The following is a 13,306-nucleotide window of genomic DNA, read 5'->3' on the forward strand; positions in this document are numbered from 1 at the left end:
ATGCTGAGCCGTCCGCTCAGTAGCCTTGGCCGCGGCTGACAGCAAGACTGAGCGGTTTGCCTGCATGCAGTTCACGGGCTGATTGCAGGGCTTGTTCGGCAACAATGCGTGGCGTTGTATCACTGGCGATATGCGGGGTGATACGCAGGCGCGGATCCGCCCAGAACGGATGATCGGACGGCAACGGTTCGGTGCGAAACACATCAAGGGTCGCGCCGCTGAGCTGCCCACGATCGAGGGCGGCAGTAAAGTCATCCTCGTCCAGATGTTCGCCACGTCCGATCTGAATCAGCCAGGCGCCCTTGGCCAGTTTTGAAAACAGCGCTGCATTGAGGATATTCTCGGTCTTGGCCGTCAGGGGCAGGACATTGATCACCACATCCTGACCAGCCACAGATTGCAGAACCGAGTCGTCACCGGTGAAATAGCACACGCCTTCGACGGGATCCGCAGGATCGCGGCGGCAGGCAACCGAAACACTAAATCCACAGGCAGCCAAGGCCTTGACAACCGATGCCCCCATGGAGCCATGACCAAGCACGGCAACCTTGAGATCACGCGGCGGCCGGATCGCAGGCGGGGCCCATTCGGCGCTGCCCTGACTTTGCTGCATACTGGCAAAGCCGCGTTCGATATGGACAACTTCATGCACTGCATAACCCGCCATCAGGTCCGCCTGATTGGGGTCGCGGACCCGACAGATTGCGACGTCATCGCTCAAGCCCGGATGTTTCAGCAAAGCATCGACGCCGGCCCCGACCGACATCGCCATTTCAATATTGGGATAAGGCGAAAACGCCGCCGGGCCCGGCAGCCAGCACACCGCAAAACGGATAAGGTCGGGGTTGGTGACTTCATCGGGGTCAAGCAGGCGGACATCGGGCGCCGCATCGCCAAAATCAAGCGAATAATAGCTTTTGAGATCCATCGCATCGCTGAGAAGAACACCGTAAATCGGTTCTGCCACCGCCATCAGTCAAAGCCCCTTACATCATCTTCTTCTGCGCGCCTGATCCCTGTTGACGCACCCAAATTGCGGGTGCCTGCCCAAGAAAATTTGCGCTTTGGTTTCATCCTCAGTTAAACAAGTGTATATCAAAGAGTAAAGCCGTTTGATCAGATCAATGGAGGTCGGCATGCATATCGCGACACAGAAGGACGCCGAGACCAGCGTCATGAGTGATCCACAAATCAGCGACGGCGAAAAGCAGTGCCGCATCGAACTAGCCGCCTGTTACCGGCTGGCGGCCCATTACAGAATGACCGACACGATCTATACCCATATTTCGGCCCGGGTACCGGGTGAACCGGGGCATTTTCTGATCAACCCCTATGGGCTGATGTGGGAGGAAATTACCGCCTCTTCGCTGGTGAAGATCGATGTCGACGGCAACAAGGTTGCGGACAGCCCCTATCGGGTGAACCCGGCAGGCTTTACCATTCACAGTGCCGTGCATATCGGTCGCCATGATGCGGCCTGGGTGATGCACACCCACACACGGTCGGGATTTGCCGTCTCCTGCCTTGAAGAAGGTTTGATGCCGCTTAATCAGATCGCCCTGCAGTATTATGGCCAAATCGGCTATCACGACTATGAGGGCATCGCGCTTGATCTTGAGGAACGCGAAAGAATCGTTGAAGCGCTTGGCGCCAACATCGCGCTGATCCTGCGCAATCATGGTCTTTTGACCGTGGGGGCAACCGCCGGGCAGATGTTTTCAAACATGTTTTATCTGAACCGGGCGTGCGAGATTCAGGAGTCTACCCTGGCGATGGGAAGACCGCTTCGGCAGATTGATGATGCGGTGATAAAACGCGTTTCCGAACAGTTCAGCCAGATGGCCTATGACGACGGTGATGTTGCCCTGGAGTGGGAGGCGCAAATGCGCCTTGCCGACCGTCTGGACCCCGGTTTCCGCGATTAGGACATCACGCCAGAAGCGCGCATTCCGCCCCTTCGCAAGCGCGGTAAATACTTGCTGGTTTTCATATTTCTGGAGCCATCCTCCAGCCTGCTCAAATCCCTGGGCGGGAAAGAGGGACATTTGTGATTAAAATTTAATCTGTTCGACTTATTGCGTAAAAGATAATCAAATCCTTCCTTGACACCCATCTGCCGACTGCTACGATTGAATTCAACAAGGTCGGGCCGGAGAATTTTCCGGTGTGTTTTGGTCGGGGTTCGGAGAAAGCCACTTTGATGGCGCACCCAATCCCAACGCATTGAAAATCATAACTTGTGCTGATGCGCGACAGTCGCGATGCGAAACGAGTTTGATGACCAAAACGGGTTGATTGCAAAAGTTGACCCTTATGACCGCCCAGCTGACAGAACGGGTCTTTGGATCGGGCCTTCTGTCATTCCGATGATGCCACCGCGTGGTGGCTTGATGCTGGGATCGCGCAAAGGTCGAGAGTGTTTCTATCAGGTTGCCCGCAGATCTTGTCGGGCATCGGGAACACGTCATGCTGCGGCATCCTTAACCGTCCCCGGCGGTGTGCCGAAGCTCCTGCTTGCCAGACAAGGAGAAGACGACATGCAAGTATCGAACACAATTGATTGCAACGGTTTGTCCCCGGCACCAACCCTTCTGCGGATCATGCAGGCGTTGGTGGGCCGTGAAGACAGCACATCCCCACTCAATGTTCTGGTCGGCGCGGACTGCAATTGTGAAAGTCTGGCAGTTTCGCTTGGCCCGCTTGCCCAAGACGTTCAGTTGGCCAGCGACGCAAAACAGTTTGCCGCCGTAAACTGAGGGGCGCTTTTGCCCTGCCCATGCCGGTGCCATTGCCGGCAATCTTCCCGTTCATGATGCCTGTATGGCGTCACGTCGCGCTCACCTGACCGCGTCAAGAATAAGATAAAACGCTGCGCATCGGCACTGGCTTGTCGATCCCGGTACCGTTTATGCGGGCTTGTCGCGCCAATTCCATCCGGTTGCCTTGTCACCGGATTCTATGGCGCTTTTTGCCATGCCTGCAGGGTTCCGCGACCGGCTGATGCGCAAGAAAACAGGAAGCATTATGCTAAAGCATGTTGCATTTAATCTGCCCCATTTTGCCGGAGATAACCATCTGTCCGGCGAGGAAGGGGCCGCAGGACGTAGCGGGGCTACGTTCAAGGGTCTTTACGCTGCGGGGCGGAAGGTTATCCCGGCCCGAAGGGTTTGTTTTTGGCGGCGTTTCGCGGCGTTACACCGTTTGACCGATGCGCCGCATCGCTCTGCACGCTGTGCCTTGCCAAACGGCACGCCAAAAACAAACATAATGGAGCAGATTAAATGCAACATGCTTTAGAAGAGAGCAGCGACACATCCAGCCCATACGCCAGTGATCCCGAAACACCAGATTTTGCCTTTGATCCCGATGATCCCTGGACACAAACATTCCAGGAAGGCTTGGCGCGCGCTGATCTGAACGGCAAAACCGTTTACGAAGTCGGTGTTGGTACTGGCATCAATGTCGCCTTTATCTTGCAAAGCTGCGGCGCCAAACGCGTTTATGGCAGCGACCTTGACCCCCGCCTTGTCGTTCTGGCAGAGCGCAACATCAAAATCCTTTCCCCCGAACATGCCAAACATTTCGAACCTGTTCACGGCAGTGTCAGTCTTGTCGATACCGATGAGGCACACGAAAAAATCGCAATGACCGATGTGGTGATTGCCTGCATTCCACAGGTCGGCGAGCCCAGTGATGAACGCCTGACAGCCTTTCGCGAAGCCCAGTCCATCGAACTGGCCGAAGGGGCCGGTGACGAGGCCGAAGACCATATCGCGCATTATTATCCCTGGAGCCTGTTTGACCAGTACCCCTACAACTCGGTCGGGCTTGGCCTGAACGAGGCGCTTATGCGCCGAATTCGCGAACACGCGCCAAAGGCCGAACTGGTGATGAATTTTGGTTGCCGCATTGGCACCGAGATTATTTGCGAATGCTTTGAGGCCAATGGCTACAAACCCGAAAAGATCGCGTCAAAGATCGTTCTGCAACATTCAGGAACGGATATTTCGTTTTTCGTGTCACTGGAAAAGGCACTGAACGGGACCGAATATGAAAAGCAGCTTGTCTGCAAATTCTATGGCGACCCGGAAGGAAAACAGCCGCTTTCGGCCACCAAGGCCCAAGAAATGATCAATGATGATCCGAATGTGCCGCTTTATCACGAGGTGGCGGTCATTCGCGGCACACCGGTCTAGAGCAATACCAAACAAAAACACCCCGCAGCCACAGGCTACGGGGTGCTTTGGATTAAGCAGTTCACAACTGCAGGTCAGTGAAGGGTTTGACCCGATGCCTGATCGGGATCGCCCGGAATGATCAGATCGCCCGCCATCAGCGCCAGTGCATCACTTGCACGTGCGACGATGACCCGACCTTCGACCGGATTGCCCTTTTCCTGACGCAGAACACCCAAAGTGTCTGACAGAACATTAAAACCACACTCGACCAGCCATTCGCTGATCGCGCGCTGGTGATGGCGGAAGCGTTGCCCGGGACCGAGATCGAACGGGAAGTTATCGCCGTGCTCGAGCGTGAATACCAGCAACCCGCCGGGCTTCATCCGGTCATGGGCGGCGCGGAGCGCAGGTACCAGATCGCCAAGATAGTTCAGAACGTCCGCCGCGATGACAACGCTGTAATCCGTTCCGATATCGGCGGGCATATCGGTGATATCGCCCGCGACCAGCGTGCGATAAAGCCCCTTGGCGCGCGCACGGTTGATCATGCGCGGCGACAGGTCGATGCCATCAATCGCGTCAACATGACCAGCGAACACTTCGCCCACAAGCCCGGTACCACAGCCAAGATCAAGCACATCCATCGGACGCAACATTTCCGGTAGATGAGTCCGGATGGCTTCGAACAAAAGTTCCGGTCCGCGATAGGCCAATCGATCACGCAGGCTGATTTCAAACCGTGGAGCGTAATCGTCAAACAGGGCCCGCACATAATCGGGCGGCAAGCGATCACGCAGGGCAGCCGCACCAAGCAATGTCAGGCGGACCTCTGCCCCCATGCGATCCTTGGGATCAAGCATCAGATATTGACGGAAAGCCTCAACGGCGTTTTCGGTTTCACCGGCACGTTCATAAATATCGCCCAGCGTAAAATGGGCTTCGTCCCAGTCACTATCAGCGGCCAATGCGGCACGCGCCACGTCAATCGCAGCGGTGTAGTCACCCTGTGATACCAGCGCCAATGCGACATCAAGACGCCGACTGGCGGACAGACGATCTTTGCTCATGCATGAAATCCGAAAAGGGGGTTTGGGCAACACGCCGAAACCACAACCAAAGATACTGCTATATCTTCCTATTTTCGGTGTTTTGCAAGATAGATAAAATATCGAAAAATCAATTGCTTATCTGTTTTGTGGAATCGGACACCAATGCAAACAGTATCTTGACCAATAGTTGGGCGCATCCGGGTACGTCTGCTTCGTTTTTAGCAACAGTTTCTACAAAGAAATTTGGCACAAATTTCCACTGACCCATTGATAAAATCAATTAATTATCATACATTAATATAAATTCTGATTTTGATGGATTGAATGATGGAAAACTTCACTCCGATTTCCGCCCTGATTGGCGGTGGACTTATTGGTCTGGCCTCTGGCCTTTATCTTTTGCTCAATGGGCGCATTGCCGGGATCAGCGGCATTCTTGGCGGTTTGTTGACCCCGACCAAGGGTGGTTCTGCTGTTTTTGAACGGCTGGCCTTTATCATCGGGCTGATTGTTGGTCCGTTCATCCTGATGAACGCAACCGAGATCGAAGCCCAGAGTGTTGTGACAAGCTCATTACCGGTCATCATCGTTGCCGGTCTTCTGGTTGGTCTTGGCACCACGATTGGCAGAGGTTGCACCAGTGGTCATGGCATTTGCGGCCTGTCGCGGTTTTCACTGCGATCGCTGGTTGCGACCCTGTCGTTTATGGCAGCGGGCTTTGTCACGGTTCTTGTCACCCGCCATCTGATGGGAGGCATGTGATGCGGATAATTGTTTCCCTGATTTGCGGCACGATTTTCGGCTTTGGGCTTTACATTTCGGGCATGATCGACCCGCAAAAGGTTCTGGGCTTTCTTGATATCTGGGCGATTGCCGATGGGGGTTGGGATCCGAGCCTTGCGTTTGTGATGGGCGGTGGGCTGGCGGTTGCCATTCCAATCTTCCAGTTTGCAAAGAACCGGACCGAGGCGGTCTGTGGCGGCGAGATGAGCCTGCCGACCAACCGTGCCATCACCACCAAACTGGTTGTTGGCGGCCTGTTGTTTGGTACCGGTTGGGGACTGGTTGGGTATTGCCCGGGTCCGGCCCTTAGTGCACTGGCCTTCGGCCATACAGACACAATTATTTTTGTGGTCGCGATGATTGCCGGCATGGGCGGCGCGCGTGCCATGGGTCTTAACAAGTAAACCCGGCCGATGCCTGAACCCAATAATCTGCGGCCGGTTTGATCCCCCAGACGCTGGCCGCAGGTTTTGCAACCGCCCGTGCTTTACGCCGGGCGGTTTCGCATTTCCGGTCAAAATTTGACTAAAATCTCGCAGCACCGGGCTTGTCTTTGGCGTTAAAATCCCATAACTCAGCTAGGGGTCAAAACCCATTCACATGACCGGCCCGGCAACTGATATGAGAGAAAAAGCTAGGAAAATGCCGCAGAGCGGGGTGATCCCCGGTCAAGGGATTTGACGACGAGGCTTTCTCTCATATCAGTTGTCCTTCGGATCACCCGGATTTGCACGGGCTATTTTGTCGTAAAATCTTGAAAGATGCATATCTTCCTGTGATTTTGCTCCGCATATCCGCGCAAATCCGGGCGACCGGGGCGATCATGTGAATGAGTTTTGACCCTTAGCGCCACATTGACGTCCATAAAGGTTTTTGCATGAAGATCGGCATTCTTGAGACCGGATTCGCCCCGGAAGAACTTCGCGACGATTTCGCCTCCTACCCCGGCATGCTCGAAAAGCTGCTTGGCGACGTGGATCCGGGTCTGGAGTTTGAAACCTGGACCGTTCTGGAAGACGTTTTTCCGGATTCAATCCGCGATGCTGACGGCTGGGTGATCATGGGGTCCAAACATGGCGTTTATGAAAACTTGCCGTGGATGATCCGCCTGCAGGACTTCCTGCGCGATGCGGTTTCTGCCGGTCAGCCGGTCTTTGGTATCTGCTTTGGTCATCAGATTCTGGCAACAGCACTTGGCGGCAAGGTCATCAAATCCGACAAGGGTTGGGGTGTGGGCGTACATGAATACGCGGTTGATGCACGCAACAGCGACTGGCTGTCAGACAGCCCGGCAAAGATCCGCATCAATGCCTTCCATCAGGATCAGGTGGTTGAGCCACCAAAGGGTGCGACTGTCTGGGCAAGTTCCGACTTCTGCCCCTATGCCGGTTTGCAATATGGCGATAATGCAGCCTCGATCCAGCCGCATCCGGAGTTCATGAAACCATACGAGACCGCCCTTTTGCAGGCCCGTTATGACCTGATCCCCGATGATGTGCATGAAGCTGCCATGCAGTCACTTGAAACACCGATCACGAGTGTTGATTTCGCGCGCTCGCTCGTGAAGTTCATGACCCGGAAGCGTATCAAGTCCGCGGCCTAAGGCCTCAGATCATATCGACATCACGCACCAAATTACAGAAAGCCACCGGAAATCCGGTGGCTTTTTTCGTGCCTGAAGTTGCAAAACACTTTATCAACCAAAGGTGTTGCATGATCCTGTTCAACCATGGACGCACCAAAATGATGTGATCGACCGCAGAATGTCGACGTTCAAGTTTGGACCACCGAGAGACCGCGCAAATGAACAATAGGCACCCGAAGCGATGATCCAGAATCTGCGGCTGTATTCCGGCCTGACCATGTTTGCCTATGTGCTGACGCATTTGCTGAACCATACGGCAGGCATCGTTTCACCGGAACTGATGGAAAAAGCCGGGGAATACATCACGGAAGTCTGGCAGTTTCCACCGCTTGAGATCCTGTTGGTGTTGTCACTGATAACGCACTTTTTGTTGGCAACCGCACGCCTGACCAGCCGCCGCACCTTGCGCCTGCGCAAATCGGAATGGGCACAGATGATCCTTGGCCTGTGCATCCCGTTCCTGCTGTTTAGGCATATCATCGCGACCCGGGTTATCGATCTGGGCTTTGATGTTGATTCACCGTTTGAGCGCGTTCTTCTGGATCTGGCCGTGTTCATTCCGCATCAGGGTATCTTGCAGGCGATCACGGTCATTGTTGTCTGGGCGCATGGCTGCATCGGCATTCATTTCTGGCTGCGGGTCAAACCGTTCTATCCGAAATGGCGCAATACGCTTGGCACGCTGGCAATTCTGATCCCGACACTTTCGCTTGCCGGTTATTCGGCCGCGGCGGCCGAGGTGATCCGCCGCGCAGAGGAAGGCGGACGCAAATATGTGTTTGGGGTGATTGATGCCGCCAATGTCAATCAGGACGCCATCACCTTCTATGAAAACGCGATTTTGCCCTTCACGATCCTGAGTATCGCCCTTGCGCTGGCACCTTTTGGTGTGCGCCAGATCCGACAGACCTTTGATCGGGTAAAGCGCGGCCCGATGTTAAGCCTGCCCAACGGGCGTTTCGTGCGTGTACCGCCCGGTGCCACAGCGCTTGAGGCGCTGCGCGATGCCGGCGTTCCGATGGCATCGGTTTGTGGCGGGCACGGGCGCTGCACGACATGCAGGATCCACTGCGGATCAGGCAGTGATCACCTTGCCCCTCCCGGCGATATCGAGGCCGCGGCACTCAAAAGCATTCAGGCCCCCAAGGGCATGCGCCTTGCCTGTCAGATCAGACCGCATAATGATCTGGCGGTCGCCCCCCTTTTGCCGCCCAACGCCACCGCGCGTGACGGACGACGTCCCGGCGGACTTTCGGGCAGTGAAAGACAGGTTGTTTGCATCTTTATCGATTTGCGCGATTCGACCAAGCTTGGCGAAAGCAAGATGCCCTATGACGTGCTTTTCATACTCAACCAGTTCTTTGCCGAGATGACCGAGGCATTGCGCGGCACAGGTGGTTATTACGCCCAGTTTACCGGCGATGGCCTGATGGCGCTTTATGGCCATGAAAGTGATGACACCGAACGCACCATCCTGCAGGCCTTTGAGGGAGCCGCCGAGATGCTGCGCCGGATTGAAGGCCTTAACCTGCATCTTAAATCGGAACTTCCACATGCGTTGCGCATTGGAATTGGCATCCATATGGGCAAGGCAATCGTTGGGGAAATGGGCCCGCCCGGCCGGGAAAACATCAGTGCAATCGGCGATACGATCAACACGACCGCCCGCCTTGAAGCCCAGACCAAGGGACACGGCGTGCCATTGGTGATTTCCAAGACGCTGTTTGATCACGGGCCGATTCCCTTGCCGGAAAACGCCGTGATGCACGAGGTTGCGCTCCGCGGTAAGGATCAGTCGGTTGCCTATTATGCGCTTGAAACGATGCCAGATCTGACACAAACCAAGAATTAGTCGATGTCTTATGTCTGTGCCGCAGGCAAGGCTTGACTATTGGCGGGAAAACCACATTTATTTAGTCAGGGTCTGAACCCACTTGAATGTTTAAAATGGCATCATAAGAATCAAGAGATGCAAGAAAATCGCCGCAGCGCGGGGTGATCCCCGCGCAAGGAGATTGACGAAGCAGGTCGCAGATTCTTCTGATGTCCTTCGGATCGGAGGCATTTGCACGGGCTATTGCGTCGCTTCACCTTGAAAGGCAGTAAGCCTTTCTGCGGTAAAGCTCCTGATATCCGCACAAATGCCTCGCGACCATTTCAAGCATTCAAGTGGGTTCAGACCCTAGATGAAACGTTCGGTGCCGAATGCCTCGGGTCGAACAATTAGATGCCCGAAACGCAGGATGCGTGGGATCTGAAAACAACCACACTCGCTCTGATGGAGGAGGTGCTGCAAATGTCACGAATTTCAATGTTCAACAGCCCGTTGCTTTTGGGTTTTGACCAGATCGAACGCGTTCTTGATCAGGTCTCGAAAACCAAGGCCGAGGGCTATCCGCCCTATAACATCGAACAGATTGGTGAAAACAAACTGCGAATCACTGTCGCAGTTGCCGGATTTGCCGAGGAAGACCTGTCGGTAACCACTGAAGACAACCAGCTGATCATTCGCGGCAAACATACCGATGATGACAGCGAACGTGTTTATATCCATCGTGGCATTGCGTCGCGACAGTTCCAGCGCTCCTTCGTCCTTGCCGAAGGCATCGAAGTCGTCGGTGCGCATCTGGATAATGGTCTGCTGCATGTTGACCTGAACAGACCCTTGCCGGAACCGGTCGTCCGTGAAATCGCGATTGGCTCGAACAAGAAAAAAGCTGTGCCGTCAAAAACCATCGACATGAATGTCGAGGACGAGGATAGCAATGCTGATCAAATAGACGGCAAAGCCTAACCAAGGAGTGGTTCAAATGACAAATCGAACAAATAACCACGATACCGAAAGTGATCAGCGGATCGGCCAGGATACCGGTCTTCTGTCAAACGGTGATTTCGCCCTGTTGGGTATTCATGATTTTGCCTATGTGCGTCCGGTTCCCAATACAGAGAACGACAGTGACGAACTGGTCTATGGCGTCTTCACCGCCGACGGTACCCATATCGCGTCGTTCGAAAACCATGCCGTCGCGGATGCTGCCATCCGCCAGCACGACATGGAGCCACGCGCGGTTCACTAATCAGGAAATGCATTCCTGTATGCCCGAATGCCCGGCCTTGTGCCGGGCATTTTTGTTTTGCCTTCGGTTCCGGGAACACTGGTCCACTCAGCGGATTTCAATCACTTCGCCGGGTGCCGCGATACGGACCTGTTCATTGCCCCTGATCATCTGGGCCATTTCCGCACGGACATTGCGTTTGACGTGATAAAGCCAGAATCGCGCGCCGGGCATATCAGAGGCCAGTTTCAAAACCGTTTCCAGATCACAGTGGGCCGCATGTTGCGGGTCATGCTTGATCAGATAGGTTTCCTGAAACACCAGATCCGCGCCCGTAAACAGGGCGGCGGTTTCTGCTGTTACGTTGCCATCACCGGAATAGGCAAATCCCTTGTCCGCGTAGCGCAGCAGGATCGCGTGATTCTGCACGCTGTGATCGGACCGCGCGAAACGGCATTCAAACGGACCGATTGAATTTGTCTCGGCAATCGAATGCCAGATGATGGTAAACGGCCAGGCCGACCCAAGCCCGGTAAAGCCGAGCTCCATCAGTTTTTCAAGATGAGTGCGCAATTGCGGGCTGCACAGAATGCGCAACGGCTTTGAACGGCCATCATCGCGCCAGTTCAGCATGACCGGCACAAGACCGAAAACATGATCGGGATGCATGTGGGTGAAATAGATCGCATCAATCGCGTCGGGATCGGGAAACTTGGCCATCAGCCGCCCGGCCACCGTTGCCCCGCAATCGATCAAGAGACGAAAATCGCCCGCAGACACCACGACCGACGAATTTTCAAAGTTCGGATCGAAGGCCTCGCCCACACCAAGAACATCAATGCGCAGATGATCGCTGTTCATTTCCTTATCGCCCCGTATTTCCCCTGCAAGCCCGGAGTATATCAGCTCCAAGTGTCTCAAGCCGACATTCTTGTGACTTCCCCCTGCTTAAGGCAAGTGGTTCCCCGCAGGATACCTTGATCATCTTCAAACTGTCATATTCCATGACAAAAGGGCGGAGCCGTTTGGCTCCGCCCTTTCAATGGCAGCTTTCGATCGAAGAAATCGGCCTTGATTAGCGCGTCAGCACTTCGGCCGCTTCGCGCGTGCGCTGTACAGAGGATGCGACCGTATCGGTCGTCGTGCGAATGGCAGCAAGGTTATCTGACATGTTTTCGACAGACCGGGCCATGTCGCGCACGCTGGTGCTGACATTTTCGGTCACCGCCGTTTGCTCTGTCACCGCCGAAGAGATGTTGGTGACATCGTCACGAACGGTTTCAACCGAACCACGGATGGTCTCCAAAGCACCGGCGACCTCGGCGGAAATTTCCTGAATACCGGTAATTTCCTGGGTGATGTCTTCGGTGGCACGTGCCGCCTGATTGGCAAGGTTCTTGACCTCGTTGGCAACAACGGCAAACCCTTTGCCAGCTTCACCCGCACGGGCACTTTCAATCGTCGCGTTCAGCGCCAACAGGTTGATCTGACCGGCAATGTTGCGAATGACTTCAACGATATTACCCATCTCATCGACCACGCCTGTCATGCGCTGGGTCATTTCGTTGGCGGTGTTGGTCTGCTCGTAGGCGCGTTCGGTTGCGCCCTGTGACTGGGCCATGCTTTGGGAAATCTCGGCAATAGAGGCGGCCATCTGTTCGGTGCTGGCCGCAACGTTACGGGTCAGTTCCATCGTATTGGTCGACGCATCAACGCTTTGAACCGTGCGCGTGTTGAGCTCGGTGATATTGTTGTCGATCTCGGTAAAGTTACCGTCGATCATTTTTTTAAGGTCAATCAGAAGCTTGGTTTTTTCGGTGATATCGGTGGCAAACTTGATCACCTTGATCGGTTTGCCAACAGCATCAAGCACCGGGTTATAGGTCGCTTCGATCCAGACTTGCTTGCCATTCTTGCCCACACGGGCGAACTGACCGGCCTGGAATTTTCCCTGGTTCAGGCTTTGCCAGAAAGCCCGGTACTCTGACGAATTTTTCTGATCTTCCGGCAAGAACATGCTGTGATGCTTGCCCTTGATTTCATCAAGGCTGTAGCCCAGCACAGACAGGAAGTTCTCATTGGCAGTCAGAATCGTGCCATCCAGATTGAACTCGATTACCGCCTGCGAGGTGCTGATCGCATCAAACACGCTTTGCAGCAACGCACGTTCGTTACGACGTTCGGTAATGTCGGTCGCAAACTTCACGACTTTGGTCACATTGCCTTTCGCGTCGAGGATCGGGTTGTAAGTGGCTTCAAGCCAAATCAACGATCCGTCACGACGTTTGCGCGGGAAGGCCCCGGTCAGAAACTCGCCTGACGCCAGTCTCTTCCAGAAATTTTTGTAATCTGCCGAACTGATAAGCTCTTCGGGGACAAACAATGAGTGATGTTTGCCGATAAGATCGCTGGCCTTGTAGCCCATCGTCCTTTCGAAGTTTTCATTCAGCGAGAGGATCTTGCCTTCCGCGTTGAATTCGATGCGTGCCATTGAGCGACCGAGCGCAGCGGTGACTTGTTGTTCATTACGCGCCTCGGACTCACCCTTAAAAAATCCAATACCCACTTTTATACCCTTTGCGTAAACGGGTTTAT

Annotated in this window: 14 protein-coding genes; 10 read left to right on the forward strand and 4 right to left on the reverse strand. The window is 54.5% G+C overall.

All coding sequences use genetic code 11. From position 1 onward, the window contains the following. Positions 1-16: 16 nt before the first annotated feature. Positions 17-973, reverse strand: a complete 957-nt coding sequence (locus WBY09_RS00895) for an NAD(P)-dependent oxidoreductase (protein WP_286791333.1) — start codon at positions 971-973, stop codon at positions 17-19. Positions 974-1,136: 163 nt separating this feature from the next. On the opposite strand from WBY09_RS00895, the gene WBY09_RS00900 reads away from it, so the two are divergent. From WBY09_RS00900 to WBY09_RS00915, 4 genes are all read left to right on the forward strand, one after another. Beyond that, complete coding sequence (locus WBY09_RS00900; protein ID WP_336231813.1) at positions 1,137-1,925, forward strand: class II aldolase/adducin family protein; 789 nt, start codon at positions 1,137-1,139, stop codon at positions 1,923-1,925. A gap of 612 nt (positions 1,926-2,537) precedes the next feature. After that, a complete protein-coding gene (locus WBY09_RS00905) occupies positions 2,538-2,756 on the forward strand; it encodes a hypothetical protein (RefSeq protein WP_008888946.1) in 219 nt (72 codons plus the stop codon). A 202-nt stretch (positions 2,757-2,958) separates the two neighbouring features. Continuing rightward, entirely contained in the window at positions 2,959-3,297 is a 339-nt protein-coding gene (locus WBY09_RS00910) for a hypothetical protein (RefSeq protein WP_286791335.1), read from the forward strand. Next, the gene (locus WBY09_RS00915) at positions 3,282-4,196 is read left to right on the forward strand and encodes a 50S ribosomal protein L11 methyltransferase (RefSeq protein WP_286791336.1); all 915 of its coding nucleotides are present in this window, start codon (positions 3,282-3,284) and stop codon (positions 4,194-4,196) included. Before WBY09_RS00910 ends, WBY09_RS00915 begins: the two co-directional genes overlap by 16 nt. A gap of 74 nt (positions 4,197-4,270) precedes the next feature. Here WBY09_RS00915 and WBY09_RS00920 read toward each other — a convergent pair whose 3' ends face one another. Beyond that, on the reverse strand, positions 4,271-5,245 hold the full coding sequence (locus WBY09_RS00920) for a class I SAM-dependent DNA methyltransferase (protein ID WP_064780332.1): 975 nt from the start codon (positions 5,243-5,245) through the stop codon (positions 4,271-4,273). A gap of 309 nt (positions 5,246-5,554) precedes the next feature. Between WBY09_RS00920 and WBY09_RS00925 the strand changes: the two genes are divergently transcribed. The 6 genes from WBY09_RS00925 to WBY09_RS00950 all read left to right on the forward strand — a co-directional run bounded on the left by WBY09_RS00925 (position 5,555) and on the right by WBY09_RS00950 (position 10,732). Then, positions 5,555-5,989, forward strand: coding sequence for a YeeE/YedE family protein (locus tag WBY09_RS00925; protein WP_286791337.1), 435 nt, complete (start codon positions 5,555-5,557; stop codon positions 5,987-5,989). Further along, positions 5,989-6,414, forward strand: a complete 426-nt coding sequence (locus WBY09_RS00930) for a DUF6691 family protein (RefSeq protein WP_063085999.1) — start codon at positions 5,989-5,991, stop codon at positions 6,412-6,414. Before WBY09_RS00925 ends, WBY09_RS00930 begins: the two co-directional genes overlap by 1 nt. Before the next feature lie 473 nt (positions 6,415-6,887). Next, complete coding sequence (locus WBY09_RS00935) at positions 6,888-7,613, forward strand: type 1 glutamine amidotransferase (protein WP_336231814.1); 726 nt, start codon at positions 6,888-6,890, stop codon at positions 7,611-7,613. 223 nt (positions 7,614-7,836) lie between these two features. Next, the gene (locus WBY09_RS00940) at positions 7,837-9,507 is read left to right on the forward strand and encodes an adenylate/guanylate cyclase domain-containing protein (RefSeq protein ID WP_336231815.1); all 1,671 of its coding nucleotides are present in this window, start codon (positions 7,837-7,839) and stop codon (positions 9,505-9,507) included. A gap of 444 nt (positions 9,508-9,951) precedes the next feature. After that, a complete protein-coding gene (locus tag WBY09_RS00945; RefSeq protein WP_040822570.1) occupies positions 9,952-10,449 on the forward strand; it encodes an Hsp20 family protein in 498 nt (165 codons plus the stop codon). Between the two features lie 16 nt (positions 10,450-10,465). After that, entirely contained in the window at positions 10,466-10,732 is a 267-nt protein-coding gene (locus WBY09_RS00950; protein ID WP_008888938.1) for a DUF1150 family protein, read from the forward strand. An 87-nt stretch (positions 10,733-10,819) separates the two neighbouring features. Here WBY09_RS00950 and WBY09_RS00955 read toward each other — a convergent pair whose 3' ends face one another. Next, the gene (locus WBY09_RS00955) at positions 10,820-11,572 is read right to left on the reverse strand and encodes an MBL fold metallo-hydrolase (RefSeq protein ID WP_008888937.1); all 753 of its coding nucleotides are present in this window, start codon (positions 11,570-11,572) and stop codon (positions 10,820-10,822) included. Positions 11,573-11,786: 214 nt separating this feature from the next. Then, positions 11,787-13,277 (reverse strand): methyl-accepting chemotaxis protein, encoded by a 1,491-nt coding sequence (locus WBY09_RS00960; protein WP_336231816.1) that lies wholly within the window; start codon positions 13,275-13,277, stop codon positions 11,787-11,789. Positions 13,278-13,306 lie beyond the last annotated feature (29 nt).

Origin of the sequence: Thalassospira sp. CH_XMU1458 (assembly GCF_037027205.1) — a bacterium.
Taxonomy (GTDB): Bacteria; Pseudomonadota; Alphaproteobacteria; order Rhodospirillales; family Thalassospiraceae; genus Thalassospira; species Thalassospira tepidiphila.

Coding starts and splice junctions, on each gene's coding strand:
- WBY09_RS00915 (WP_286791336.1), top strand. CDS start 3,282: ATGCAACATGCTTTAGAAGAGAGCAGCGACACATCCAGCCCATACGCC.
- WBY09_RS00910 (WP_286791335.1), top strand. CDS start 2,959: ATGGCGCTTTTTGCCATGCCTGCAGGGTTCCGCGACCGGCTGATGCGC.
- WBY09_RS00905 (WP_008888946.1), top strand. CDS start 2,538: ATGCAAGTATCGAACACAATTGATTGCAACGGTTTGTCCCCGGCACCA.
- WBY09_RS00940 (WP_336231815.1), top strand. CDS start 7,837: ATGATCCAGAATCTGCGGCTGTATTCCGGCCTGACCATGTTTGCCTAT.
- WBY09_RS00895 (WP_286791333.1), bottom strand. CDS start 973: ATGGCGGTGGCAGAACCGATTTACGGTGTTCTTCTCAGCGATGCGATG.
- WBY09_RS00945 (WP_040822570.1), top strand. CDS start 9,952: ATGTCACGAATTTCAATGTTCAACAGCCCGTTGCTTTTGGGTTTTGAC.
- WBY09_RS00935 (WP_336231814.1), top strand. CDS start 6,888: ATGAAGATCGGCATTCTTGAGACCGGATTCGCCCCGGAAGAACTTCGC.
- WBY09_RS00920 (WP_064780332.1), bottom strand. CDS start 5,245: ATGAGCAAAGATCGTCTGTCCGCCAGTCGGCGTCTTGATGTCGCATTG.
- WBY09_RS00925 (WP_286791337.1), top strand. CDS start 5,555: ATGGAAAACTTCACTCCGATTTCCGCCCTGATTGGCGGTGGACTTATT.
- WBY09_RS00930 (WP_063085999.1), top strand. CDS start 5,989: ATGCGGATAATTGTTTCCCTGATTTGCGGCACGATTTTCGGCTTTGGG.
- WBY09_RS00950 (WP_008888938.1), top strand. CDS start 10,466: ATGACAAATCGAACAAATAACCACGATACCGAAAGTGATCAGCGGATC.
- WBY09_RS00955 (WP_008888937.1), bottom strand. CDS start 11,572: ATGAACAGCGATCATCTGCGCATTGATGTTCTTGGTGTGGGCGAGGCC.
- WBY09_RS00900 (WP_336231813.1), top strand. CDS start 1,137: ATGCATATCGCGACACAGAAGGACGCCGAGACCAGCGTCATGAGTGAT.